This window comes from Rhodococcus sp. MS13 (assembly GCF_013277835.1).
In the GTDB taxonomy this organism is placed as follows: domain Bacteria; phylum Actinomycetota; class Actinomycetes; order Mycobacteriales; family Mycobacteriaceae; genus Rhodococcus_F; species Rhodococcus_F erythropolis.
In genome coordinates, this window is the sequence record NZ_VBTL01000001.1 from 347031 (window position 1) to 373260 (window position 26230).

Below are 26230 nucleotides of genomic sequence, written 5' to 3' on the forward strand. Positions count from 1 at the left end.
TGTCCCACGTTGTACCGACGACCGATCCCGATGCCGCGCCCGATGACAAGTCGGAAATACGGCGGGTCCGTCCGGATAGACTGGCCCGATGCCGAGCGACGCAATTGCGCAACCTGTCACTGCAGAGTTGACCGGTCGCGAAGCGCGGTGGGAGCGACACAACTCCGAGCGTCAGAAACGGATACTCACCTCGGCTGTCGAACTGATCGAAGAGCGCGCGGCAGGTGCCGAGGTGTCCGTCCAGCAGATCGCCGACCGTGCAGGCCTCGCCAAGTCGGTGGTGTACCGACAATTCAGCGGCCGAGACGACCTCGATCGACGAGTCCGAGCGTTTGTGCTCGGCCAATTTGCGGCGGCCCTGGATGCGTCGATGAGCATTTCGGTAGGCACTCTCGACCAGATCCTGACCCGAACCATCAGCGCCGTCGCCGAGTGGATCACCGAGCATCCACGGATTCACGAGTTCATGGGTACCGGCCCCACCGACTACGACGACGAGAGCATCGACGCGATCAGCAGCCTGAAGGCGACAATCGCCGACTCGGCCCTCACCACTATCACCGAAGTCGGTCGATCCGTGGGGATCGACTCCTCACCCTTCGATTCACTACCGTTCGCAGTGGTGACAATGGTCGAGGGCACGCTCACCCACTGGGTCCGAAGCACCGATCCGAAACCGAGCCGCGAAGAGATCGTCGCCGACCTCGCGAAATACACCTGGTACATGTTCGACGGCGTAGCCCGCTCGAGCGGGCTACAGATCGATCCCCATGTCGAATTGTCCACGCTCATAGCCGAGCTGGTGTCCTCCGACGGAGGAACTTCGCGGCCGGACTAGATCCGGGTCTTGTCGGAACGCTTCGGCTCGCCGCGGTAGCGGGCGTAGTCGCCGTCGATGCGCAGCTTTCGCCACGCACGCTTCGACACCGGATTCATCAATCCGAGTTCGTCTGCCAGGGCTCGCATTTCACCGAAGTAGTTACCCAGGATGCGGCGTGAATGTGGGCTCCCCCAGAAGGCGCTCTTCATCACCTCGTCCGGGATTCCGAATTCTTCGGCGAATTCCTTTGGCGGTGACATTATTTCGCCCGCAAGCCAACGCATCGTGCCGGGGAAGGCGACCGATGTGATGGCGCGACTCGTACGACTGAGTCTGGGGACGTGATTGCGCAGGAACTCGTGAGCAAACGAGATGTGTCTCGCTTCTTCGGCGATGTGAATCTCCATGGTGCGGAGCATCGCCGGCGGCGTGTCCTTACCCTCGCGGATGAGATCCTTCTGGAAGTGGTCGATCGGTTCTTCACCAGCCAGAATGCCGATGAAGAAGATGACCGGGAACTTTGCTCCCAGCACTCCGATGATCGGCGACAGCCGCCGGAACATCGGACGCATACCCGGTACGTCGATGTCCATACGATTGACGAGTTCTTGGAACATCTGGATGTGATTGCACTCTTCGGTCATCTCATGCAGGCAGTACCGGAACTCAGGCGACTGGTTGGGTAGCGCCATGATGTATTGCAGCATTCCCCGGATCAAGATGCTCTCGAATGCCGAACCCACCTTGGTCACATTCGCCTGACGCCACATTCCCATGGCGATTCGACGCTCCAACGACTGGTCCTGGTACCACTGCGTCGCTCCGAGCGGATCCGACACGGATGAGAGCACCCACCTCGGATCATGCGGATCGATCGCGAACTCTGGTGAATCCCAGTCGATGTCGAGATAGGGATCGAAACTGCGGGCAACTGAGCCCTCGGACAAAGTCTGCAGTACCTGGCGGTACGGCTTTTCCACTTCGATCGACGCTGACCGAGCCATCGGTGTCTCCTCACGGCCAGTCCGTCGATTGGAGTCGACGGACTTGAATGAGGTCAAACATAATGGGACACCGCGTCCCACGCAACCCCTTCTGGGGCCTGATTTCAGGCCCGCCGCACCGGGATGATCTCGCGAACCTTCTCGTCTCGGAGATACAGACCCGCCCACATGACGATTCCGGTATAGACGGCAAACAGTGTCGTGCTCAGCAGAGGCTGTTCCGCTCGAAGGTTGGTCAACACGGCTCCGCCCAGGTAACCGGTGAGCAGAATCGCGCCGAGTATCGACGTTCGCGGAATCACGTACAGCGCAAGGCAGATCAGTTGCACCACCCCAGCCGTCAATGCCAGCGAGTCCGGCAACCCAAGTTCGGCGGAGGCATCCTTGACGGTCTGAAGGTTGAGAATGTGGATGATGCCGTCGAAGAGCATGAAAACGACGAACAGCCCACTCAGGACAAATCCGACCTTGCGAGCCGTGGCCGAAGGTGTCGTCGTCGTGGCGTTACCGGAAACAGTTTCGTTGTGGACGGGCTGGGTGGTCATCGGAATCTCCTGGGGCGAAGGCGAGCGGCCGGTTGCCACTTCGCTTGCAATTACGACTCCCGAGCGATCGAAAACTCATCGCGCCGGCCGTTACTACGCACCCGGCGTTCAGGACGATTCACCTCACGTGGTCTGATGGACGGTGACACGGGGTGCCGAAAAAGTCGGCTGAGATCAGACCCGATGAACCTGACCAGTTAGCACTGGCGGAGGGATGTCGACGTGACCGAACAGCAATTTCAGCGCGCATTGAACCTCGACGAGCAGATCGTTCTGATCACCGGTGGCGCCCGCGGGCTCGGCGCCGCACTGAGCCGAGCATTCTCCCACTCGGGCGCCCGCGTAATCGTGAACTACAACAAGAGCCGCGATGCCGCCGAGGCCCTGGTCGCCGAACTGGGTGAGGATCGCACCTTCGCAGTCCAGGCGGACGTGACGGACAGCAGTTCCGTCGACCAGTTGTTCTCCGCTGCACGCGAGAGATTCGACACACCGATCTCGACCGTGGTCGACAATGCACTGGTCGACTTCTCGTTCAACGGCGATGCCCGGCCGAACGCGGACACGATCACCTGGGCCGACTTCGACTCTCAACTACGCGGAGCTGTTGCCGGAACACTCAATACCACCCAGGCAGCGCTACCAGGCATGCGCGAACTCGACTTCGGCCGAATCATCACTGTCGGAACCAATCTGGTCCAGAATCCGGTAGTTCCTTACCACGACTACACCGCTGCCAAGGCCGCACTGTTGGCACTGACACGGACGCTGTCCGCCGACCTCGGTCCGGACGGGATCACAGTCAACATGGTCTCCGGCGGCTTGCTCCGCACCACCGATGCGAGTGCCGCGACACCGGAAGCCGTGTTCGACATGATCGCGGCAAGCACTCCCCTGCGCCGAGTCACGACGCCGGACGAATTTGCCGACGCTGCACTCTTTTTCGCCTCCCCATGGTCGCGGGCCGTGACCGGCCAGAACCTGGTTGTCGACGGCGGACTCGTCAAGAACTGATGGGCGCACAGCTACGGATAGGTGCGTTCCTGCTCGGTTGCGGGCATCACAGTGCGGCGTGGCGACACCGCGACTCACCGGTCGAAAGTCTCGGTGACATCACGTATTACGAGTCGCTCGCCCAGATCGCCGAACGCGGCAAGCTGGACGCCGTTTTCTTCGCTGACGGTCACAGTGTTCGAGAACCCGAGTCTGGTGCGTCGTGGTTTCTCGAACCGATCACCGCGTTGACAGCCATGGCACGAGCGACGGCGAACGTCGGCCTGGTCACCACCATCTCCACGACCTTTTACACGCCATTCCACGCGGCACGACTTTTGGCATCGCTCGACCACATCAGCGGCGGACGAGCCGGATGGAACGTCGTGACCTCGATGTTCGACCAGGAAGCGCGCAACCACGGACTCGAGGCGATGCCCGATCACGCATCCCGATATGAACGAGCCGACGAATTTGTCGAAGTGGCCCTCGCATTGTGGGATTCGTGGTCGGAAGACGCGCTGATCCTTGACCGGGCGGGACGTTTTGCCGACGCAGGCAAGATTTCTCGCATCGATCACGACGGCAAGCATTTTCGTGTCGACGGCCCGTTGACGGTTCCTCGATCCCCGCAGGGCAGACCGGTTTTGTTTCAGGCCGGGGCGTCCGAGCAGGGTCGCGATCTGGCTGCGCAGCGCGCCGAGGCGATCTATTCGGTTGCCTACGACCTACCCAGCGCGCAGAGCTACTACGCGGACGTGAAGTCGAGAATCGAGCGCGCCGGCCGGGATTCGAACTCGGTCGCCGTCATGCCGGGGCTGGTCACCTACGTCGGAAGTACTGTCGCCGAGGCACGGGCCAAGAAGGCCGAACTTGATCGCCTGCTGCCCACCGAACAGTCGATACGCCAACTCTCGTTGTTCACCGGACAGGATTGCGAGGACTGGGATCTCGACGGGCCCGTACCCCCGTTGCCTCCACTCGAAGCATTCAGCGGGCCGCAAGGACGCTACGCAACTATTCTGCGGATCGTCGAGAAGGACGCACCGACTGTGCGGGAACTCCTCGGGACGCTCGCTGCGGGTGGTGGCCACGCAACGATGATCGGCACACCGGAGTCGATTGCCGACGAGATGGAATCCTGGTTGAACGGCCGCGGTGCCGACGGTTTCAATCTGATGCCGCCGACCTATCCGCAGGGCCTGGAAGATTTTGTCGATCACGTGATTCCAGTGTTGCAGGCGCGTGGGTTGTTCCGACGCGAATACGAGGGAGCGACTCTGAGAGAAAACCTCACCTAGTCCGGCAGTAGCGGCACCGACAGGTCCGGATCGCGTCCCAGGAGCACTCCCCTCGTGAGAGCCGCCGAGCCGAACTTCTTCCGGACGCTGTCCATCGCCGAGTCGAGGGCGGCAGTGTCCGGACCCGCGAATCCTGGACCGTCGAAGGGCAATTCGAGTTGTTCGGCGCCGTCCCGATCCAGGTTGGAGACAGCGACACCGATCAACGTGATGCCCTTGTCCGCGATCATCGGTATCGCTTCGTCCAGCAGCACCATCGAGGCGTTCAGCAATTCCGCTGTGTCGGCGGTGGACCGGCGCAGCGTGTGAGATCGAGTTGCCCGCGTGAAATCCGCGAAGCGAAGCCGGAGCGTGACCGTGCGCCCCGTCCGCTGCGCCGAACGCATGCGTCGACTGACACGATCGACAAGGGACATCAACGACGCATCGAGTTCTGCGCGGGAATGGGATCCGCGACCAAGCGCATGCTGAGCACCCATCGAACTGCGGCCACGATAGGCGCGGACGGGGCGCGGATCTCGATTGTGCGAGAGCGCGTAGAGATGGCGACCGGCGCCGCCCCCGAGAATCGAGACGATCGAGGATTCGTCGTGCCGAGCGATGTCACCCACCGTCACGATGTCGAAGTTTCGCAACTTCTGGGCCGTGATCTTGCCGACGCCCCACAGCTTCTCGACCGGCAACGGATGCAGGAATTCGGTCTCGCCCTCCGGCGGCACTCGCAGCAATCCGTCGGGTTTCGCGAATGCACTCGCGACCTTGGCCAGGAACTTGGTGCGTGCGATCCCGACCGTGATCGGGAGTCCGACCTGCTCGGCCACGTCGCGCCTGAGGTTGGCCCCGATCTGCAGCGGGTTTCCCACGATTTTGGCGAGCCCGCCGACCTCGAGAAAGGCCTCGTCTATGGAGATTCCTTCGACCAGCGGCGACGTGTCGTGAAAGACGTCGAACACGTCTTTGCTCGCCTGCGAGTACGCCGACATTCGCGGGGGAACGACGATCGCCTGGGGACACAGTGATCGAGCCTGACCACCACTCATCGCAGTTCGAACCCCGAACGCCTTGGCCTCGTAGCTTGCCGCCAGGACCACGCCACCACCGACGATGACCGGCCTGCCCGCCAGAGTCGGGTCGTCACGTTGCTCGACCGATGCGTAGAACGAATCGAGGTCTGCATGGAGGATCGTTGCGTCACCCGTAGGTCGACTACCCCCAGAATGATTACCGCCAGAACGAGCACCGCCAGGGTGATTACCTGGCGTTTCTCGATCCAGCGGTTCATGCGACACGAACATATGTTCCCATGCGCCACCGACACAACGAAAGGCCGCAAATAGATTCCATGGAATTGATCACGAATCGGGCGTACGGTGAAAGAATGATTCCACGGAATGCATATCGGTTCGGGGTCTGCTCATGACGGGGTCGGACCTGAGCGGTCACTTCGACAACCTCGTCCGCTTCGAAACCGAACTGTGGACGGCCGTCGACCAGCGACTACGAATCGAGCACGACCTGCCACTGAGTCGATTCGAGCCGATGCAGATCATCGACAGGCTAGGTTCCTGTCGGGTCTTCGACATTGCCGAAGCCCTCGCGATCACCGTCGGTGGCACGAGCAAATTGGTAGATCGGATCGAGTCCTCGGGGCACTGCCGTCGACAATCCAATCCCGCCGACAAACGATCCTCACTCATCGCGTTGACCCCCGACGGCATTGGCCTCTTGCAGCGGGCGAAGTCCACGTTCGACGACGAACTGGCACGCCGTCTCGGTTCCGTGCTGACGCCCGAGGCTCTCGATCGGTTCGGCGCCACACTGGCCACGCTGCGCGAAGCCAACCGTCGACTGACACTCATCACCAAGGAGAAAGCATGACCGACACAATGCGCGCAATCGTGCTCGACGCCCCCGGCCCGCCAGAAGCATTGACGATCAAGGAGATTCCCATACCGGCGCCTACCACCGGCTGGGTACTGGTCCGCGTGAAGGCCTTCGGCCTCAATCGATCCGAACTTCACACCCGCCTCGGCCTCGCCGAAGGCGTGACGTTCCCGCGGGTGCTGGGCATCGAGGCCGTCGGCGAAGTGGTGAACTGCCCCGGCGGGGAGTTGACCGAAGGGCAGCAGGTCGCCGCCATGATGGGCGGGATGGGTCGGGTCTTCGACGGCGGATATGCCGAGTACACGTGCGTTCCCGTCAGCCAGGTCGTTCCCTTCTCCAGCAAACTGGACTGGTCGACAGTGGGAGCTGTTCCCGAGATGCTGCAGACGTCGTACGGCTCGCTGACGGTGGGACTGGATGCGAAATCCGGTCAATCCCTACTGATTCGAGGCGGAACCTCCTCGGTCGGCATGGCAACCGCAGTCCTGGCGAAGCAGTGGGGGCTCACGGTCCTTGCGACCACCCGCGATGCGAGCAAGACGTCATCGTTGACCGCGATAGGGGTCGACCACGTTGTCCTCGACGACGGTGCCGTGGCAGGCCAGGTGCGAGACATTTTCCCGGACGGTGTTGATCTGGCTCTCGAATTAGTCGGAACACCAACACTTCCCGACACGTTGCGCGCCACTCGCGTTCACGGGACCGTGTGTTTCACGGGCATGTTGTCCAACGAGTGGACAGTCAAGGACTTCTATCCGATCGACTACATTCCACGCGGAGTGCGATTGACCTCGTACGGCGGGGACGCGTCCGACCTGCCTGCCGACGTACTGCAAGACTTCCTCTCCGCTGTGGCGTCAGGCGAGGCGGTGGTACCGATCGACGAGGTGTTCGCATTCGAGGACATCGCGCAAGCGCATGCCAAGATGGAAGCCGGTACGGCTCGTGGCAAATTGGTGGTGATGATCTGACCTGGTTTCTCACACCTGGTTTCTCACACCACGAATCGATAACCCATCCCCGCCTCGGTGATCAGATGCTTGGGGTTGGCCGGGTCGTCCTCGAGCTTGCGACGAAGTTGAGCCAGGTAGACACGCAGATAGTGAGTCTCGGTGTCGTAAGCCGGTCCCCACACCTCCCGAAGCAATTCCTTCTGCCCGACCAGCTTTCCGCGGTTGCGCACAAGCATCTCGAGCATGCCCCACTCGGTCGGAGTCAGGTGCACCTGTTCACCGCGCCGACTCACCGTTTTGGCAGCCAAGTCCACCGTGAACGACGCGGTCTCGACCGACGGTTCCGAGGTGTCGGCCGCCGAGGTTCCACGCCTCGCCGCTGCGCGCACGCGGGCCAGAAACTCGTCCATCCCGAAGGGCTTGGTGACGTAATCGTCGGCACCGGCATCGAGGGCCTCGACCTTGTCCGCGGAGTCCGTGCGCGCCGACAGCACGATGACCGGCGCCGTGCACCAGCCACGCAGGCCTGCAAGTACTTCGGTGCCGTCCATGTCCGGCAGTCCGAGATCGAGAATCACCACGTCCGGCGGCCGTTCCGCTGCAGCGCGCAAGGCCCCTGCTCCGGTGGACGCCGTCACCACGTCATATCCACGCACAGTGAGGTTGATGCGTAGTGCCCGCAAGATCTGCGGTTCGTCGTCGACAACCAGTATCCGGCTCATGACTCGCTTCCATTCGTTCCTGCACCGGCCAGTTCGACCATCATCGTCAACCCACCGCCCGGAGTGTCGGTGGCACTGACCGTTCCGCCCATCGCGTCGACAAATCCGCGCACCACGGACAGCCCGAGGCCCACTCCGCCCGTGTTGTCGCGATCCCCCATTCGCTGAAACGGCTCGAACATCGATTCGGCTTCACCACGGGGTACACCGGGGCCGGTATCTGCGACGGTGATGACGGTGCGGTCTCCGACGCGTGCTGCTCCCACTCGCACCGGTGTTGTGCCGCCGTACCGCAATGCGTTGTCGACGAGGTTGGCGATCACTCTCTCGAGCAAACCCTGATCGGCCTGCACGGCAACAGTACCCACGTCGACGATCACACTGTGGGACCGGGAGTCCGACCGGCCGCCGATGCCTAATCCAAGCAACGCCCGGTGAACAACTTCGTCGAGGTACACCGCCCGCAACGTCGGCTTGACCACTCCCGCAGCCAGTCTGGACGAATCAAGAAGGTTGCCGACCAGCGCGGTCAACTGATCCGCAGACTCCTCGATGGTGGCCAGTAGTTCTGCCGTGTCCTCAGGTGAGAACTCGATGTCGTCGCTGCGCAAGCTCGACACAGCAGCCTTCACGCCGGCAAGCGGTGTCCGAAGGTCATGGCTCACAGCCGAAAGCAATGCTCGGCGCAGTTGATCAGCCTCGGTCAATGCAGCCGCCTTGCTCGCTTCGACCGTGAGCTTGTCCTGACGGATCATGCCGACCGCCTGGTGCGCGACAACGGTCAACACCCGACGATCACGCGCACTCAACTCCGGCCCCGACAGCATCAGTGCGTATTCGCCGTCGTTTACCTCGCATACGGAATCCGCGTCAGCTTCACGTGCCGGCGGTTCTGCACCCACGGCCGCGACTACGCCATCCTCATGATGCACCACCGAAACCCCACGTTGACGGTAGATTTCACGAGCTTTCTCGAGCAGCGTGGACAGGTCAGCACCGCGGAGAACCGACCCCGCAAACAGTGTCAGAAGTTCCGCTTCCTCCGAAGCGCGCTTCGCTTCCCGAGCTTTTTTGGCGGCAGCGTCCACCAGAACGGCCACTGCCACAGCCACTATCAGCAGCACCACCGTCGTGATGAAGTTGTCGGGTTCGGCGATCGTGAAGCTGTACCTCGGGTCGGTGAAGAAGTAATTGAGCAGCAGTCCCGATAACAGAGCAGACAGCATTGCCGGCCCGACACCACCGAGCAGCGCGACCAGAACCACCACCACGAAGAACAACGCATTTTCGCCCTGCACGCCGGAGATCCGGTCGATCAGACCCATGAGTCCGGCTGCGGCCGTCGGAACCACCACTGCCGCAATCCACGACAGCAAGCGGTACTCGGATCGGCCGAACAACGAGATCCGCCGACGGACGGTCGTTTCCTCATGGGTGACCATGTGAACGTCGATGCCGCCGGACTGCTGAACCACCGCGGCGCCGATCCCCTCGTCGAGGATGCGCGCCAGCCGAGAACGTCGAGACGTTCCCAGAACCAACTGTGTGGCGTTCTCCTCGCGGGCGAATTCGAGAAGCGTCGACGGTACGTCGTCACCGACAACGGTGTGAAGCGTGGCGCCGACCCCGACGGCCAACGCGCGCACCTTGCCCATCTCCGGAGCCGAGACGCCGGTGAGTCCGTCACCGCGCACGACGTGGACCACCATCAGCTCGGCACTCGATTTCGACGCGATACGGGATGCGCGTCGTACCAGCGTTTCCGACTCCGGTCCCCCGGTCACGGCAACGACGACACGCTCGCGCGCCTCCCAGGTATCGGTGATCTTGTTCTCGGCCCGGTACTTCGCCAGGGCGGCGTCCACCTGATCGGCCACCCACAGCAGAGCCAGTTCGCGTAGCGCCGTGAGGTTTCCGCGTCTGAAGTAGTTACCCAATGCCGCATCGACACGCTCCGGCGAATACACGTTGCCGTGAGAAAGTCTGCGGCGCAGCGCCTCCGGAGTGATGTCGACCAGCTCGACCTGCGCCGCACTACGCACTATCGCGTCCGGAACCGTCTCCTGCTGAACCACGCCGGTGATGTGCGCGACAACGTCGTTGAGGCTTTCGAGGTGTTGCACGTTGACCGTGGACAGGACGTCGATCCCGGCTTCGAGCAGTTCCTGCACGTCCTGCCAGCGCTTGTGATTCTTACTCCCCGGAGTGTTGGTGTGTGCCAACTCGTCCACGAGGACAAGGGCCGGCCGCCGAGCCAACACGGCCTCGACGTCCAGTTCCGGCATCCGTGTTCCGCGATAGTCCACCAGCTTCGGCGGAATGATCTCGAGGTCACCGATCTGCGCCGCCGTGCGGGCGCGGCCGTGTGTCTCCACAACGGCCGCGACCACGTCACAGCCACGATCTCGACGTCGATGAGCCTCACCGAGCATCGCGAAGGTCTTTCCGACGCCGGGGGCAGCGCCGAGGTAGATACGCAATTCACCACGTTTGCGTGCCCTACCGAAAGATTGACCGACCTTCTCCGAAGAACTCACGTGACAATCATCCACCAGTCGTCGGCGCAGCACACGTAGGTGCCGTCAATCCGAGTGCCAGGTTCAATTCCAGGACGTTGACTCGCTCGGCTCCGAGAAATCCGAGTTGCCGACCGTCGGTGTGCTCAGCCACCAAGTCCCGCACCTGGTCTTCCGAGATGCCGTTGTTCGCCGCCACCCTCGCGACCTGCAGTTCGGCGTACGCCGGACTGATGTGGGGATCGATACCCGAGCCCGAACCGGTGACTGCGTCGACGGGAACCGATGCCGGGTCGACGCCCTCACGTGCCGCGATGGCCGCCCGGCGCTCGATGATGAATCCGGCCAGAATCTCGCTGCTCGGCCCCTGGTTGGACGGCAGTGCCGCAGCGGGATCACCGGTGGCAAAAGGATCCTCGTCCGAAACGGATCCGACAACGCGGTTGTGGAAGAACGGGTCCTGCTGCCCTTCGGCAACCTGCGGATCAACACCCACCCAGGCACTGCCGACCACGCAACCGGCGGCATCAGTGACCGGTGAGCCTTCGGCAGATCCGGAGCTGATCCGGCTGACCCCCCACACCGCGGCGGGATAGATCACACCGAGAACGACCGTGAGTGCAAGTAATACGAGCAAACCCGCCCACACCTGTTTGGCAAAACCGATAGTGAAACGCATGTCAGGTCACCCAATTCCAGGAATCAAACGCACGACGAGATCGATCAACCAAATACCGACGAACGGTGTGATCACACCGCCGAGACCGTAGACGAGCAGGTTACGTCCGAGCAACTGCGATGCTGTCGACGGGCGGTATCGAACACCCTTGAGCGCCAACGGAATCAACCCGATGATCACCAAGGCGTTGAAGATCACGGCTGAGACGATCGCCGATTCGGGGGTGGCGAGCCGCATGATGTTCAACGCGTCCAGCTGCGGGTAGATGCCGCTGAACAATGCCGGCAGGATTGCGAAGTACTTCGCCAGGTCGTTCGCCAACGAGAATGTGGTCAAGGCGCCGCGGGTGATCAGCAATTGCTTGCCGATTTCCACTACCTCGATCAGCTTGGTGGGATCGGAATCGAGATCGACCATGTTCCCGGCCTCTTTGGCTGCCGAGGTTCCCGTGTTCATCGCGACCCCGACATCCGCCTGGGCAAGGGCGGGCGCATCATTGGTCCCGTCACCGGTCATCGCGACGAGACGTCCGCCTTCCTGCTCCTTCCGGATCAGGGCCAGTTTGTCTTCCGGGGTGGCCTCCGCCATGAAGTCGTCGACGCCCGCCTCATCGGCAATCGCCTTCGCGGTCAACGGATTGTCGCCGGTGATCATGATCGTGCGAATACCCATCGCCCGGAGTTCGGCGAACCTGTCAGCCATTCCCGGCTTGACGACGTCGGACAACGCGATCACGCCGAGGATCGAGGTGCTCTCACCGTGCTTGACGGCAACTACCAGTGGTGTTCCGCCGGCTTGGGCGATGTCGTTCACGGTATCAGTCACCGCGGTCTCTGCATGTCCACCGCCACTGACGACCCAGTGCATCACCGCGTCTGCTGCACCCTTTCGGATTTGGCGTCCGGAGTGGTCGAGTCCGCTCATCCGCGTTTGTGCCGTGAAGGGAACGAACTCGGCGCGTTCCTCGTCGAGCGTCGGTTCGGCCGCGAGAGAGAACTCTGCTGCGCACAACTCGACGATGCTCCGTCCCTCGGGAGTTCCGTCAGCCAGGCTCGACAAGCGCGCTGCCGCAGCAAGATCGTCGGCGGATACGCCGGGTGCCGGGTGGAGCGCGGTCGCCCGGCGGTTGCCGAAGGTGATGGTTCCGGTCTTGTCCATCAACAGGGTGTCGATGTCGCCCGCAGCTTCCACGGCACGCCCCGACATCGCGAGAACGTTGCGCTGGACGAGGCGGTCCATGCCCGCGATACCGATTGCCGAGAGCAGCGCTCCGATGGTCGTCGGGATCAGGCAGACGAGGAGTGCGATCAGCTTGATCGGATCCTGCTCGTGCCCCGCGTACAAGCCCATCGGGCCGATGGCTACGACGGCGAGGAGGAAGATGACCGTCAACGACGCGAGCAGGATGTTGAGCGCAATCTCGTTGGGTGTCTTCTGACGCGAGGCGCCTTCGACGAGCGCGATCATCCGGTCCACGAACGAACTGCCCGGTGCTGCGGTGATTTCCACGACGATCCGGTCGGAGAGAACCGTCGTACCACCGGTGACGGCGCAGCGGTCGCCACCGGATTCACGGACTACCGGGGCGGATTCACCGGTGATCGCCGATTCGTCCACGGAGGCAATACCTTCGACCACGTCGCCGTCGCCGGGGATGACCTCGCCGGCAACCACGATCACCCGGTCGCCGACCACCAGTTCGGTGCCGGAAACCGATTCGATCGCACCGCTCATCGTGATCCGATGCGCTGTGGTGTCCTGCTTGACCTTGCGCAGGCTGGCCGCCTGAGCCTTGCCTCGCCCTTCGGCCACGGATTCGGCGAGGTTCGCGAAGATCACCGTGAACCAGAGCCACAGGGTGATCACCCAGGAGAACACCGAGGGATCGGCGATCGCCATGACGGTGGTGATGACGGAGCCGACGAACACCACGAACATGACCGGGTTACGCGCCAAGTGGCGTGGGTCGAGTTTGCGTACGGCCCCCGGCAACGCGGTGATCATCTGCCGCGGGTTGAATACGCCTGCGTGTACTTGACGGGACTGCCCTGGATCAACCTTGTCGGCAGCGTCTTGCGCTACCACGGGTTTCTCACTGATACGCACGGTCATTGAAGAGCCTCCGCTAGCGGGCCCAGCGCGAGGGCCGGGAAGAATGTAAGTGCAGCAACAAGAACGACGGTTCCGGTCAACAGGCCGGTGAACATCGGACCGGATGTGGGGAGGGTGCCGGCCGTCGGCGCCACCTTCTTCTGAGAGGCCAGCGCACCGGCCAGAGCGAGAACGAAGATGATCGGCAGGAATCGGCCTAGGAGCATGCAGGTTCCGAGGGACGACTGGAACCAGTCGCTGGTGACGGTCAGACCGCCGAACGCGCTGCCGTTGTTGTTCGAGGCGGAAGCGAAGGCATAGAGCACCTCGCTGAACCCGTGGATCGATCCCGGCGTGCCCGGATCTCCCCCGTTGCCTTGATAACCGGTGGTCGAACCGAGGATCACGGTGATGGCGGTACCGATCAGGACCAGTGCGGGCATGACCAGGATCGACAGCGCCGCAAGGGTTATCTCGCGTCGACCCAGCTTCTTGCCGAGGTATTCGGGCGTGCGACCGACCAACAGTCCGCCGACGAACACTGCGATCAGCGCCAGCACAAGAATCCCGTAGAGGCCGGTTCCGACTCCGCCCGGCGCGATTTCGCCGAGCAACATGTTGAGCAGGACCGCGCCGCCGCCGAGGGGCGACATGCTGTCGTGGGCCGAGTTCACCGCACCCGTCGACGTTCCCGTGGTCGCCACCGCGAACAATGCCGATCCGGGGATTCCGAAGCGAACTTCCTTGCCCTCCATCATCGAACCAGCTGCTGTGGCGGCAACACCGCGTGCGCCGGATTCGGCAGCGAGCGTCACCGCGAGCAGTCCGCTCCACAGGATTCCCATCACTGCGAGCAGGGTGAGGCCTTGCCTACGATCACCGACGAGAGTTCCGAATGTTCGTGTGAGGCAGACCGGAATCAACAGGATCGCCAGAATCTCGACGATATTGCTCAGCGGGGTGGGGTTCTCGAACGGGTGCGCCGAGTTGGCAGCCAAGATCCCGCCGCCGTTCGTGCCGAGTTCCTTGATCGCTTCCTGGGACGCGACGGGAGCTAGTGCATTGGTCACCGCATTGCCGTCGAGGCCGGTGGAGGCGAAACCGTTGTGGAACGACTGAATCACTCCCTGGCTCAACAGGATCAGGGCGATCACGAAGGAGAACGGGAGGAGGATGCGCAGAGAACCACGCGTCAGATCGACCCAGAAGTTGCCGATCTCGCCGCCCCGGGCAACCCGAATGAAGCCACGAACCAATGCGATGGCCACCGCCATCCCGACTGCGGCAGAGACGAAGTTCTGCACCGCCAGGCCGACGGGCTGAACGAAGTTGCTCATCGTCGTTTCCGGTGTGTACGACTGCCAGTTCGTGTTCGCCACAAAGGAAATCGCGGTGTTGAAGGCAACGGCAGGGCTGACGCCGGACAGTCCGTCACTCAGCGGTAGTACACCCTGAATCCGTTGGAGAAAGTACAAGAACAATGCGCTCGCCAACGAGAATCCGAGAACGCTTGCGGCGTAGCCGTACCACGTCTGCTCGGCCCGCGAGTCGATCCGGCCGACGCGGTAGATCACACTCTCGACCCGCAGATCTCGCGTCGACGTGTAAACGCGTGCCATGTAGTCGCCCACCGGAACGTAGGCAATTGCCAGAACGGCGAGGACAAAAGCGATCTGCAGGCCGGCTGCAAGAGCGGGCGACATCAGAACCTCTCAGGATCTACGAGTGCAACGAGCAGATAAATGACCAATGCCGCGGCGACGGCGATCAGAACCACGCTGACCACACCGGCAACCGTCATTTGGGAGCGCTCGCCTGTAGGGCGCGCAGCACCAGCGCGCACACGAGAAAACCACCGAGAATCAGAGCAACGTAGGCCAGATCGGCCATGAGCTTCCCTCTTCGAAATCTTTTGCCGTGCTGCTGTGCATCGCAGCCATGACGCTCGGTCGCCCTCGACCGGATGCGCTCTCTCAGCTTCGACCTCCAGAGAGGCCGATTCCGTGTCTCTGACGATCCACTTACGCACTGACCTGGCGTCTTGACGCGATCTTGACGCGGAACCCAAGTTCGCTAATACTGAAACAAGTTACTGTTCGTTCGAACGAACAGTTTTGCGAAGGGAACCTGATGACTTCTCGAACCGACCACGATCTCGCCCCCGGCCTTGTCGACCAGGTTGCGAGTCTGGCTTCGGGTGCTACCTCGTCCGTCGCGGCCACGGAGGCAACGCTGAGCCGGATCGAGGCCGCTCAGCCTCACCTCAATGCGTTCAAGATCGTGCGGCGCGAGAAGGCACTCGAAGAAGCTGCCGAGGCCGACAGGCGTCTCGCACTCGGCGAGCGCCTACCTCTTCTCGGCGTGCCGATCGCAGTGAAGGACGACGTCGACATCACCGGCGAACCCACCGCCTTCGGTTGCCCTGGCGATTTCCCGGCCAAGACCGAGGACTCGGAGATGGTTCGACGCCTCCGCGACGCCGGCGCAGTGATCGTGGGCAAGACCAACAGCCCGGAACTGGGCCAGTGGCCGCTCACGAGCGGTTCAGCCTTCGGTTACACGCGCAATCCGTGGTCGCGTCACCACACTCCAGGCGGATCGTCGGGCGGCACCGCGGCGGCCGTCGCTGCCGGATTGGTCAGCGCCGGAATCGGTTCCGATGGAGCCGGTTCCATCCGAATCCCCGCGGCCTGGACCAACCTCGTCGGAATCAAGCCGCAGCGCGGGCGCATCTCCACCTGGCCCGACGCCGAAGCCTTCTACGGCCTGACGGTCAACGGCCCGCTCGCTCGCACCGTCGCCGACGCGGCACTGTTGCTCGACGTCGCTGCCGGCAACCATGACGGCGATCTCCACAAGCCGACACCGGTCACCGTCAGCGACGCGGTGGGACGCGACCCCGGAAAACTGAAAATCGCTCTTTCCCTTCGTAATCCGTTCACCGCCACTCCTGTGAAGCTGGACCCGGAAGTGCGCCTGGCGGTTCATTCGATCGCCGACACGCTGCGGGAACTCGGACACCACGTCGTCGTCGACGATCCCGCATACGGCCTGATCTTCGGCCTGAACTTTCTGCCCCGCTCACTCGTCGGGGTCCACGACTGGCTCGGACGCGTTCCCGACCCGACACTGGTCGATGCCCGAACACGCGGAAATGCACAGAACGGCAAGCTACTTCGTGGTGCGCCACTGCGCGCGGCCCGCGCGGCCGAACCGCGGATGCGAAAGCGGATCGGAGCGATCTTCGACACCTACGACGTCGTCCTGGCACCCACGACGGCAACTCCACCGATCATGGCGACGGCGATCGACGGCATCGGTGGCTGGGACACCGACAAGGTCATGACCGGCGCCTGCCCGTACGCGTGGCCGTGGAACGTCCTCGGCTGGCCCTCGGTCAACGTGCCGGCCGGATTCAGCAAGGCCGGCCTGCCCATCGGTGCGCAGTTGATGGGCAACGAGAACACCGAACCTCTGTTGGTCTCCCTCGCTTCACAATTGGAATCGGTCCTGCGTTGGGATCAGATCCGCCCCGAGCCGTGGTGGTGACCCGATGAGTAACCGGGACGTTCGCGAGCGAATACTCGACGCCGTTCTGCACGTCGTCGGTACCGACGGCATCCCGGGTGTGAGCAACCGGCGCATCGCCGCGCAGGCCGGCGTCTCACTCGGATCGATCACGTATCACTTCGCGAGCCAGTCGGACATGCTCCGCGCTGCTCTGTCTCGTTTCGTGACAGACGAGACGACGCGCCTGCGCGCCTTGGCCGAGGAGTACCGCCACAAAGGTCTCAGCGTCGAGGATGCCGCGGCAATAGCTGAGAAGGTGACGCGAGATCTTTCGTTCTCGGCCGAGCGGATCGCGCCGTTCGAGATGTACATCGCCGCCGGCCGCGACCACGAACTCCATGAAGTGGCGGTCGAATGCTTTGCCGCCTACGACGATTTGACCGTCACGATTCTGACGGCACTCGGCGTACCGGATCCCGAATCGATTGCATCGACGCTCGTCGCCGTCATCACTGGACTCCAACTCCGACGCCTGGCCACCGGCGTCGACGAGCAGGACATCGGCGCGGCGATCCTCAGGGTCCTCCGGCCCCTGTGAGTGGTTAGGCAGTCCCTGGACTCCTTAACCGCTCACGGGGCCGGAGGCCCTAGAAGCCCAACCGGCCGAGCTGCTTCGGGTCGCGCTGCCAGTCCTTGGCGACCTTGACGTGCAACTCCAGGAAGATCCGCACACCGAGCAGCTTCTCGATCTGCAGGCGCGCACTGGTACCGACTTCCCGCAGACGCGCTCCGCCCTTACCGATGACGATGCCCTTCTGGCTGGGCCGCTCGACGTAGAGCAACGCGTGGACGTCCAGCATCTCGCCCTGCTTCTCCGTGCGTCCTTCGCGCGGGATGACCTCCTCGATCACCACGGCCAGGGAGTGCGGCAATTCCTCACCGAGACCCTCGAGCGCAGCCTCACGGATGAGTTCGGCCATGAGCACCTCTTCGGGCTCGTCCGTCAATTCACCGTCCGGGTAGAAGGCCGGGCCCTCGTCCATCAGACCGGCGAGGACGTCGACCAGGATCTCGACCTGTTCGCCCGACTTCGCGGACACCGGAACGACCTCGGATTCGGGACCGAGCAAGGTGGACAGCGCGAGCAACTGCTTTCCGACGGCGTCGCGGCTGACCTTGTCGATCTTGGTGACGATGCCGACCAGCTTGGTCTTGGGCGCCATCTGACGGATCTGCTGCACGATCCAGCGGTCTCCGGGCCCGATGGCCTCGTCGGCCGGGATGCACAGGCAGATGACGTCGACCTCGGAGTACGTGTCACGAACCAGATCGTTGAGGCGCTGCCCGAGCAATGTGCGCGGCTTGTGCAGTCCAGGGGTGTCCACCAGGATCAGCTGCGCATGCTCGCGGTGAACGATGCCACGAATCGTATGGCGCGTCGTCTGCGGGCGCGAGGACGTGATCGCGATCTTGCTGCCGACCAACGCATTGGTCAGCGTGGACTTACCCGTATTGGGTCGACCCACGAAACACACGAAGCCTGACCGGAATTCGTTCTTGCTCATAACTGCTCCTCGCTGAACACTCGCTCAGTCATCGGTGTCTTCTGTCTCTTCGTCTTCGGACCGCGGGATACGCTGCACGAACACCGTGCTGATGCGTACCCGACCTCGGCCCGTGTTGGTTCCCTCACCGCGCAGGATCAAACCGTCGTACTCCACTTCGGAACCGGGAAGCGGAACTCGGCCGAGCACGTATCCGATCAGCCCGCCGACGGTCTCCACCTCGTCGAGTTCGAGTTCGAGATCGAACAATTCGCCGAGGTCTTCGATGGGAAGCCTCGCGGATACGCGGAACATTCCATCGCCGAGATCCTCGATGGGCGGCGTCTCGTCCTCGTCGTACTCGTCAGCGATCTCACCGACGATCTCTTCGATGACGTCCTCGATCGTGACCAGCCCGGCGATTCCGCCGTACTCGTCGACAAGGATCGCCATGTGATTGCGGTCGCGCTGCATCTCGGCCAGCAAGCTGTCGAGTGGCTTCGAGTCGGGAACGAAGACCGCCGGCCGCATGACGTCGCAGACGTTGACGTTCCGGCCGCCGTCGGGCAGGTGGTAGGTCTGCTTGACCAGATCCTTGAGGTAGACGACACCGAGCACGTCGTCGACGTTCTCCCCGATGACCGGCAAGCGCGAGTGACCACTGCGCACGGCCAACGACGTTGCCTGTCCGGCATTCTTGTCATTTTCGATCCACACCATGTCGGTGCGAGGCACCATCACCTCGCGTGCCGACGTGTCTCCGAGTTCGAAGACGGACTGGATCATTCGGCGTTCTTCGTCGGCGACGACACCGCGTTCCTGCGCCATGTCCACGAGTTCACGCAACTCGATTTCCGAAGCGAACGGACCGTTGCGGAAGCCCTTACCCGGAGTCAAGGCGTTACCCACGAGGATCAGGACGCGACTGATCGGCCCGAGCAGAACACCGATCCACAGCAGTGGCAACGACGCGGCCATCGCGATGGAGTACGCATGTTGGCGCCCAAGCGTTCTCGGTCCGACGCCGATGACCACGTACGAGACGAGAACCATGATCACCGCGGTGACGGTCAGCGCCCAGCCCAACGAGAGGATGTCGATCAGACCGCCAACTAGTACGACGGTGGCCGTGATCTCGCACAAAATGCGAAGCAGGACCATCAGATTCACGTATCGCGGACGATCGGTCAGAATGCGCTGCACGCGCGCGGCGCCGGCTCGCTCTTCCTTTGCCATCTCGTCGATGCGCGCCGACGAAATGGTATTGAGCGCCGAGTCGACGGCCGCGAAGACACCACCGACCGGGACAAGAGCAATCGCCAGAACAAAGAGCGCTATGGCGCTACTCACTACAGAACCCCCGGATAACTGTTATCGGTCCACTCCGTCGACGAAACCGGTCTTGCCGAGCAGCTTCTGATCGCGTTCGGCCAGTGCTGCTTCGCGGTCGATACGGCGAAGGTCTTCGTACCACTCTTCGAGGAGGCTGTTCTGCAAGCCGAACATCTCCTTCTCCTCTTCCGGCTCCGCATGGTCGTAGCCGAGGAGGTGCAACACACCGTGGACGGTCAGGAGGGCAAGTTCGTGGGCCAGTGAATGCCCGGCCTTGTCAGCCTGATCCGCGGCAAAAGACGGACACAACACGATGTCGCCGAGCATCGACGGTCCAGGCTCCGGGGAATCAGGACGGCCACCCGGCTCGAGTTCGTCCATCGGGAACGACATGACGTCGGTCGGGCCCGGCAGGTCCATCCAGCGAACGTGCAGATCCGCCATCGTCGCGGAGTCGACGAGAACCATCGACAGCTCGGCCGCCGGATGGACATCCATCCGAGCGATCACGAAACGGGCAACGCTGATCAACTCCGGTTCGGAGATGTCCATGCCCGATTCGTTCGAGACCTCGATGCTCATGTGCGACGCTCTTTCCTGGGAAAAGTAGGGGTTGATGCGTCGATCAGCCTACCGTCGCGGTGAATGAGCATGTGCAGCGCGGCGCTGCGCCCGGTTTCCGACGGCCAACTCGCCGGACCGATCCGATTCGTGACGCTCGTAAGCGTCGACGATGTGGGAGACCAGCCGATGACGTACGACGTCACTGCTGTCGAGGGTGGCGAAATGAATATCGTCGATCCCGGTGAGGATTTCGGATGCCGCACGCAGACCCGAACGGGCCCCACCAGGTAGATCGACCTGGGTCACGTCTCCGGTGACCACGATCTTGGAACCGAACCCGAGACGGGTCAGGAACATCTTCATCTGCTCGGCCGTGGTGTTCTGCGCTTCGTCCAAGATGATGAAGGCGTCGTTGAGCGTCCGGCCGCGCATGTAAGCGAGCGGAGCGACCTCGATGACTCCGGCCTGCATCAACTTCGGAATCGCCTCGGGATCCATCATGTCGTGCAATGCGTCGTGCAGCGGGCGCAGATACGGATCGATCTTCTCGTGCAGCGTGCCGGGCAGAAAGCCCAGTCGCTCGCCTGCCTCGACTGCCGGCCTGGTCAAGATGATCCGAGAGACCTGCTTGGCCTGCAACGCCTGAACGGCCTTGGCCATGGCGAGGTAGGTCTTGCCGGTGCCGGCCGGGCCGACTCCGAACACGATGGTGTTCTCGTCGATGGCGTCGACGTAGCGTTTCTGGTTGAGGGTCTTGGGCCGAATCGTCTTGCCCCGACGCGAAAGAATGTCGAGGGAGAGCACCTCGGCCGGAGACTCGCCGACCTCGTTGGTGAGCATGCCGATGGTTCGTCGAACAGCATCCGGTGCGATGGGTTGCCCCCGACCGGCCAGCGACGCCAATTCACTGAACACACGTTCTGCCAGCGCAACGTCTGCAGCCGTCCCCGACAATGAGACAGTTCCGCCACGTACGTGAATGTCGGCACGAAGCTCACGTTCGATCGCGGTGAGATTCTCGTCCGTCGCCCCCAGGATTTGGCGCACGGTCTCCGGCGCCAGATCCATACTCGAACGGACGGTGCGCTCTGCGGGCAGAGCGCGATCGGTGATGGTGGTTACACGGTTGCCGTCGAGTTCACTGTGTTCACTCACGTGGTGAATATGGCCTGCTTTCTGGTCCGATCAGCCCACTCGACTCGTGAGCCTCGATACTTCGAAGTCTAGCGCCAGAGTCGGACACGGCCCACTTGTTAATCGTCCCGGCCTAATCCTCGCGGCGACCGGACGGCAGCGATTCTCGGATCCATTCCGACGCTTCGGCGACGATCTCGGCGCTTCTGTCCGGACTGATACCCGCGATGACCAGGCATACGGCGGCAAAGGATTCGCCAGAGTCGGTGATGAGCCCACTGTTGGCCTGATCGAACAACGTGATCGTGATCGCCTCGGTCATCGCTACCAGAGTCTCAGCCGGCAGGTATGTCGAGAAGGTGCCGTCACGCTGACCTCGCTCGACGACGCTGACACTCACGGCGCGCGCGGGCTCCATCAAATCGAGAATCCGCTGCTCCCCCAACTCTTTGCGGGCAAAACTGAGCAACATCCGGAATCGATCTCCGACCGGCCATGACAGCAATGCCAGTACGGCAGTCGCCAGATCCGGGCGCTCGGGCGGCTCACCGGCTTGGCTCAGCGCAGCAACGAGATCGGTCGACGCCTCGTCCACGATGCCGTTGATCAGCGCCTCACGGCTGTCGAAATGCGCGTACACGGTTCGTCTGACCACACCGGCAGCCTTTGCGACGTCGTCCATGCTCGCATCCGGATCAGCAGCGAACGCCGTGATCGCCGCCTCGATGATGCGATTGCGATTCGCCGCGGCCTGACTACGACGCTGCCTTCCGCCCGATTCGGCAGTTCCCGAAACGACTGTGCCCGAATGCGTCAACGCGCGTTCCACCTCTTTCGACTGCCCAACTGTGATCTAGGTCAATCATAGTTGCACATCGGTGTGCAAGTTATTAACTTACACATCAGTGTGCAAATAGATCGAGGAGTCTCTTCGATCATCAGGAACGGAGTCGCGTCATGACGACACTCATGAGCAAACCTGTCTCGGAGATGGACCAGCCGTACTCACGGCGATGGGCCGCGCTCGGGGTGTTGTGCCTGAGTCTGCTGATCGTCGTGATGGCGAATACCGCGCTGATCGTCGCGGCGCCGGACATGACCAGAGACCTCGGGCTCACCAGCACGCAACTGCAATGGGTCATCGACGGCTACACAGTCCCCTACGCCGCGCTGATGTTGCTGTTCGGCGTGATCGGTGACAAGTACAGTCGCCGCGGAGCGCTTCTGGCCGGACTCGCCGTGTTCGCCGGCGGCGCCGTCTTCGGCAGTATCGCGGACACCACCAACGCCGTCATCGCGGCACGAATGATCATGGGCGTCGGCGCCGCGATCATCATGCCCGCGACGCTTTCGCTTCTGGTCGCGACCTTTCCCAAGGCGGAGCGATCACGCGCCATCGCGGCGTGGGCGGCGACGTCGGGTCTGGCGATTGCCCTCGGCCCGCTGTTGGCCGGATGGATTCTCGACAGCCATTCCTGGAGCGTCACTTTCCTGATCAACGTCCCGATCGCCGCAGTCGCTGCCGTCGCCGCCGTAATCCTGGTGCCGCCGAGCAAGGCCGAGCACCTGGGCCGGATCGACTGGATCGGCGGAGCACTCTCGGTGGTCACCATCGGCTCGCTCGTGTACTCGATCATCAACGGATTCCACTTCGGGTGGACCGGCGGACCCATCGGCGCCGCCGTGCTCGCTGCGATCGGCCTCGTCTCGTTCGTCGTCTGGGAACTGGGTCACCCGCAGCCACTGCTCGACGTCCGCAAACTCGGCCAGCGCATGGTCGGCGGCGCGACACTCGCCGTACTTCTGCTCTTCCTGGCCGCCTTCGGTGCCATCTACTTCATCTCACAGCAGTTCCAGTTCATCCTCGGCTACGGCGCACTCGAAACCGGTGTTCGTCTGCTGCCCTTGGCAATTGCCGTTTCGATCGGCGCCGTGGTCAGTGGCCGGATCACTCCGCTGATCGGCGTCCGGGCATCCATCGTCGGCGGCATGGTCGTCGCCGCAGTCGGTGTTCTGATTCTCACGCAGGTAGACGGCGATTCGGGCTACTGGATGTTCGCTGTCCCACTGATCCTGCTCGGCTTGGGCATCGGCTTGAGTGAACCGCCGGCCACCGACGCCATCATGGACAACTTCTCCGAGGACGATCTCGGCGCTGCTGGTGGCCTCAACGACACCGCCATCGAACTCGGCGGCTCTCTGGGAATCGCGATCCTGGGCTCGATCCTCGCTGCGAGCTACAAGGATTCGATCGCAGGATTCATCAGCGGTATGCAGGTTCCGCAGTTGACGGGTGAGCTGGCGCAACAGGCCGCGTACGCAATGGAGGTGTCGGGAGAATCCGTCGGCGGCGCTTCGTTGGTCGCCGAAGAGATGGCAGGCAACCCCTTGGCTGCAGCTCAGGCAGGGCCGTTGCTCGACGCCGCCGGCAGTGCCTACGCCGACGCGATTTCGGCGGCCAGTTGGGCGGGCGGTCTTGCACTGTTCGTGGGGGCAGTTGTCGTGGCGTTCATCCTGCCGGGCAAGAAGGCCCCTGTGCAAGAAGACCCCGTGTCAGTCTGACGTGCTCGGAGCCAGCGGGTCTTCGGCGAGAACCAACTCGCGGGAGACCCGCCAGGACTCGGTCGAGGGTGAGAGAAATGCGTCGTGCCCTTCGCCCTCGATCACACGCAGTGCCACGGGATCACCAGCCGCTTCGGCAGCCTTCGCATACCAGGAGCTCACCTTGGCCGGCACCTGCAGATCCTCCGCACCCGTGACGCACACAACGGGAACGCCGATCGGCAGTCGATGCTGTGGCGACGCATTGCGATACAGATCCGGGTCCGCTTCGAACGGAACGCCGAACAGATCCTCGATGAAACTGATCCGTCGTCCGCGCTCGCCTGCCGACGCCAGATCGAGTGCGGCGGCCTGCGCGATGACCCGTTCAGGCCGGGTGAACGTGTCCTTCTCTCCCGCCAGCCACACTGCAAGATGTCCGCCGGCCGAATGCCCGAGCAGGCGAATCTGATTCAGATCGAATTCGGCCGAGGACTTCGCGGCAACCAGTGCGGGGATTTCGTCGTACGCCGTTTTCACGTCGGCGGACATTTCCGGCCAACCACCGCCCGCCCCGAGGCGGCGGTATTCGATGTTCCACACTGCGACGCCGTGCCGCGCGAGTTCGACGGCAAATGCGGTGCCCAGATTCAATCCGTACTGCCCGCTCCAGAAGCCGCCGTGGATCTGCATGACGATCGGGATCGGGCCGTCAACCGCCTCGTCGGGAACGTAGAGATGCCCGAACTGTTGCTCGTGTCGGCCGTACGGAATCTTGAATCGAGGCACCGAGGAAATCTATCTCAGGCGAGGGCGCTGCCTGCGGCCCAGTCTGCCCACGAGAGGGTCCAGTCGCCGTTCTGCCACACCTCCAGCGGAGCCCCGCCGGTGTTCTTGATCTCGACGACATCTCCTGGCTGCGAGAAATCGAAGAACCATTTGGCATTGGCCGCACTGAGATTGAGGCAACCGTGCGAGGTGTCGGTGTTTCCCTGCGCCCAGACGGTGCTCTCCAACTCGTGAAGATAGATACCGTCCGTGCTGATGCGGGTGGCCCAGTTGATGGATTCCTTGTAGCCCAGGCGCGAGTTGATCGGCAGACCGTAGGTCGACGAATCCATGATGACGGGATTGGCCTTGTCCATCACGGTGTACGTGCCGGGCTGGGTCCAGAACGAGAGCGTCGTGCCGCCGATCGTTTCGGTGCCGCCCATTCCCATCGAGGTCGGCATTTCCTTGATCACCTGACCGTTTTCGTAGACGGTCACCATCTTGGTGTTGTCGTCGGCGACCGAGACGTGGGAGTCGCCGATCTTGAAGGACACGGTGTCGTCCTGTTGGCCGTACAGTCCGTTGCCCAACTGCTTGCCGTAGATGTTCGCGTTCACCGAGACCGTCGTGCCTGGTGCGTAGTAATTCTGCGGACGCCAGTGAACGTTCTGACCGTCGACCCAGTACCACGATCCTTGTACGGGCGGATTGGTGGTGACCACCAGAGACTTCTCGGCCGCGGCTTTGTCACCGATCAACTCGTCGAAATGAACGGCGACGACCGTGCCGACGCCGTACGTGCCACCGTCCGAAATCGAGGCGCCACCGGTGGTGTTGATGTACGCGCGAGTCTGATTACTCGGCGCGACGGTGGTCAGCGTTGTGTTCTTGGTCGTGGCAACACCATTCGCGTCGACGGCATCGACGACAAGCTTGTAGGTCTTGCCGTATCCGAGTGGTTCGCTCGGCTTCCAGGACGTCTTGTCAGGCGTCGTGATACCGGCGACTTCCTTACCTTCGGGATTGGTCAGCGCGACGGTCGTCAGTGTTCCCTTCGCGACCTGGACCTCGATGGGATCGAGGGGGCTCACGGGGGTTCCGCCGTCGGCGGGAGTGACGGTGACGAGCGCCTCGCTGGTCGGTGTGGTGGTGACGGCATTACCGGAAGAGCCCGGGTTGTCTCCGGTGGAGACGGTGCACCCCGCAACCAGCATCATCGCCGCCGCGGCACACACCGCTCCGGCAATTCGCATATGCGCACGTGACAACATCTGGCCTCCTGAAATCCCCGAACCAACTCACGCCGAAGGCGACCCCCGACGTCCT

The 26230-nt window shown here is 62.7% G+C and carries 24 protein-coding genes and 1 riboswitch; of the genes, 8 read left to right on the top strand and 16 right to left on the bottom strand.

The features are described 5' to 3' along the window. Positions 1 to 88 precede the first annotated feature (88 nt). On the top strand, positions 89 to 838 hold the full coding sequence (locus FEZ59_RS01550) for a TetR/AcrR family transcriptional regulator (RefSeq protein ID WP_019749003.1): 750 nt from the start codon (positions 89 to 91) through the stop codon (positions 836 to 838). Here the strand turns inward: FEZ59_RS01550 and FEZ59_RS01555 are convergent. After that, positions 835 to 1824 carry a diiron oxygenase gene (locus FEZ59_RS01555; protein WP_019749004.1) on the bottom strand — a complete coding sequence of 330 codons (990 nt, stop codon included), beginning with the start codon at positions 1822 to 1824 and terminating at the stop codon, positions 835 to 837. The genes FEZ59_RS01550 and FEZ59_RS01555 overlap by 4 nt on opposite strands. A gap of 104 nt (positions 1825 to 1928) precedes the next feature. Next, positions 1929 to 2369: a DoxX family protein gene (locus FEZ59_RS01560; protein ID WP_060939209.1), complete on the bottom strand. Its 441-nt coding sequence runs from the start codon at positions 2367 to 2369 to the stop codon at positions 1929 to 1931. A gap of 138 nt (positions 2370 to 2507) precedes the next feature. Further along, positions 2508 to 2601, top strand: a riboswitch (TPP riboswitch). A 17-nt stretch (positions 2602 to 2618) separates the two neighbouring features. On the opposite strand from FEZ59_RS01560, the gene FEZ59_RS01565 reads away from it, so the two are divergent. Together FEZ59_RS01565 and FEZ59_RS01570 are read left to right on the top strand one after the other, a co-directional pair. After that, complete coding sequence (locus FEZ59_RS01565; RefSeq protein ID WP_172932186.1) at positions 2619 to 3383, top strand: 3-oxoacyl-ACP reductase; 765 nt, start codon at positions 2619 to 2621, stop codon at positions 3381 to 3383. Further along, positions 3383 to 4663, top strand: coding sequence for an LLM class flavin-dependent oxidoreductase (locus tag FEZ59_RS01570; RefSeq protein WP_019749007.1), 1281 nt, complete (start codon positions 3383 to 3385; stop codon positions 4661 to 4663). Before FEZ59_RS01565 ends, FEZ59_RS01570 begins: the two co-directional genes overlap by 1 nt. On the opposite strand, the gene dinB is transcribed toward FEZ59_RS01570, so the two are convergent. Then, entirely contained in the window at positions 4660 to 5958 is a 1299-nt protein-coding gene (dinB, locus tag FEZ59_RS01575; protein ID WP_080910068.1) for a DNA polymerase IV, read from the bottom strand. The two genes, FEZ59_RS01570 and dinB, sit on opposite strands and share 4 nt — an antisense overlap. A gap of 121 nt (positions 5959 to 6079) precedes the next feature. On the opposite strand from dinB, the gene FEZ59_RS01580 reads away from it, so the two are divergent. After that, the gene (locus tag FEZ59_RS01580) at positions 6080 to 6541 is read left to right on the top strand and encodes a MarR family transcriptional regulator (protein ID WP_046378750.1); all 462 of its coding nucleotides are present in this window, start codon (positions 6080 to 6082) and stop codon (positions 6539 to 6541) included. Next, positions 6538 to 7518, top strand: a complete 981-nt coding sequence (locus FEZ59_RS01585) for a zinc-binding alcohol dehydrogenase family protein (protein ID WP_127159995.1) — start codon at positions 6538 to 6540, stop codon at positions 7516 to 7518. Before FEZ59_RS01580 ends, FEZ59_RS01585 begins: the two co-directional genes overlap by 4 nt. A 23-nt stretch (positions 7519 to 7541) precedes the next feature. Here the strand turns inward: FEZ59_RS01585 and FEZ59_RS01590 are convergent, their stop codons facing one another. From FEZ59_RS01590 to kdpF, 6 genes are read right to left on the bottom strand one after another with little or no spacing between them, the layout of a single operon-like run. Continuing rightward, a complete protein-coding gene (locus tag FEZ59_RS01590) occupies positions 7542 to 8222 on the bottom strand; it encodes a response regulator (protein WP_019749011.1) in 681 nt (226 codons plus the stop codon). Next, positions 8219 to 10759 carry a sensor histidine kinase KdpD gene (locus FEZ59_RS01595; RefSeq protein ID WP_020908184.1) on the bottom strand — a complete coding sequence of 847 codons (2541 nt, stop codon included), beginning with the start codon at positions 10757 to 10759 and terminating at the stop codon, positions 8219 to 8221. Before FEZ59_RS01595 ends, FEZ59_RS01590 begins: the two co-directional genes overlap by 4 nt. Positions 10760 to 10766: 7 nt before the next feature. Next, positions 10767 to 11417 carry a potassium-transporting ATPase subunit C gene (locus tag FEZ59_RS01600; RefSeq protein WP_019749013.1) on the bottom strand — a complete coding sequence of 217 codons (651 nt, stop codon included), beginning with the start codon at positions 11415 to 11417 and terminating at the stop codon, positions 10767 to 10769. A 6-nt stretch (positions 11418 to 11423) separates the two neighbouring features. After that, positions 11424 to 13529 (bottom strand): potassium-transporting ATPase subunit KdpB, encoded by a 2106-nt coding sequence (kdpB, locus tag FEZ59_RS01605; RefSeq protein ID WP_020908185.1) that lies wholly within the window; start codon positions 13527 to 13529, stop codon positions 11424 to 11426. Then, a complete protein-coding gene (gene kdpA / locus FEZ59_RS01610; protein WP_021344681.1) occupies positions 13526 to 15211 on the bottom strand; it encodes a potassium-transporting ATPase subunit KdpA in 1686 nt (561 codons plus the stop codon). Before kdpA ends, kdpB begins: the two co-directional genes overlap by 4 nt. Next, a complete protein-coding gene (gene kdpF, locus FEZ59_RS01615; RefSeq protein WP_007731078.1) occupies positions 15211 to 15309 on the bottom strand; it encodes a K(+)-transporting ATPase subunit F in 99 nt (32 codons plus the stop codon). The genes kdpA and kdpF overlap by 1 nt, the downstream gene beginning before the upstream one ends. Before the next feature lie 329 nt (positions 15310 to 15638). Between kdpF and FEZ59_RS01620 the strand changes: the two genes are divergently transcribed. Both FEZ59_RS01620 and FEZ59_RS01625 read left to right on the top strand, forming a co-directional pair. Continuing rightward, positions 15639 to 17057, top strand: a complete 1419-nt coding sequence (locus FEZ59_RS01620; RefSeq protein WP_172932147.1) for an amidase — start codon at positions 15639 to 15641, stop codon at positions 17055 to 17057. A gap of 4 nt (positions 17058 to 17061) precedes the next feature. Then, the gene (locus FEZ59_RS01625; RefSeq protein ID WP_021344684.1) at positions 17062 to 17616 is read left to right on the top strand and encodes a TetR/AcrR family transcriptional regulator; all 555 of its coding nucleotides are present in this window, start codon (positions 17062 to 17064) and stop codon (positions 17614 to 17616) included. Between the two features lie 49 nt (positions 17617 to 17665). Here the strand turns inward: FEZ59_RS01625 and era are convergent, their stop codons facing one another. The 5 genes from era to FEZ59_RS01650 all read right to left on the bottom strand — a co-directional run bounded on the left by era (position 17666) and on the right by FEZ59_RS01650 (position 22421). Further along, complete coding sequence (era, locus tag FEZ59_RS01630; RefSeq protein WP_019749018.1) at positions 17666 to 18583, bottom strand: GTPase Era; 918 nt, start codon at positions 18581 to 18583, stop codon at positions 17666 to 17668. Positions 18584 to 18607: 24 nt separating this feature from the next. Beyond that, entirely contained in the window at positions 18608 to 19912 is a 1305-nt protein-coding gene (locus FEZ59_RS01635; protein WP_019749019.1) for a hemolysin family protein, read from the bottom strand. A 21-nt stretch (positions 19913 to 19933) separates the two neighbouring features. Next, on the bottom strand, positions 19934 to 20476 hold the full coding sequence (gene ybeY / locus FEZ59_RS01640) for an rRNA maturation RNase YbeY (RefSeq protein WP_003944525.1): 543 nt from the start codon (positions 20474 to 20476) through the stop codon (positions 19934 to 19936). A gap of 48 nt (positions 20477 to 20524) precedes the next feature. After that, complete coding sequence (locus tag FEZ59_RS01645; RefSeq protein WP_223257794.1) at positions 20525 to 21526, bottom strand: PhoH family protein; 1002 nt, start codon at positions 21524 to 21526, stop codon at positions 20525 to 20527. Between the two features lie 199 nt (positions 21527 to 21725). Beyond that, a complete protein-coding gene (locus FEZ59_RS01650; RefSeq protein WP_113683714.1) occupies positions 21726 to 22421 on the bottom strand; it encodes a TetR/AcrR family transcriptional regulator in 696 nt (231 codons plus the stop codon). A gap of 128 nt (positions 22422 to 22549) precedes the next feature. Between FEZ59_RS01650 and FEZ59_RS01655 the strand changes: the two genes are divergently transcribed. Beyond that, positions 22550 to 24154 (top strand): MFS transporter, encoded by a 1605-nt coding sequence (locus FEZ59_RS01655; RefSeq protein WP_172932148.1) that lies wholly within the window; start codon positions 22550 to 22552, stop codon positions 24152 to 24154. On the opposite strand, the gene FEZ59_RS01660 is transcribed toward FEZ59_RS01655, so the two are convergent. After that, positions 24146 to 24922 carry an alpha/beta hydrolase gene (locus FEZ59_RS01660; protein ID WP_042952231.1) on the bottom strand — a complete coding sequence of 259 codons (777 nt, stop codon included), beginning with the start codon at positions 24920 to 24922 and terminating at the stop codon, positions 24146 to 24148. The genes FEZ59_RS01655 and FEZ59_RS01660 overlap by 9 nt on opposite strands. A 14-nt stretch (positions 24923 to 24936) precedes the next feature. Then, positions 24937 to 26175: an Ig-like domain-containing protein gene (locus FEZ59_RS01665; protein WP_020908192.1), complete on the bottom strand. Its 1239-nt coding sequence runs from the start codon at positions 26173 to 26175 to the stop codon at positions 24937 to 24939. Positions 26176 to 26230 lie beyond the last annotated feature (55 nt).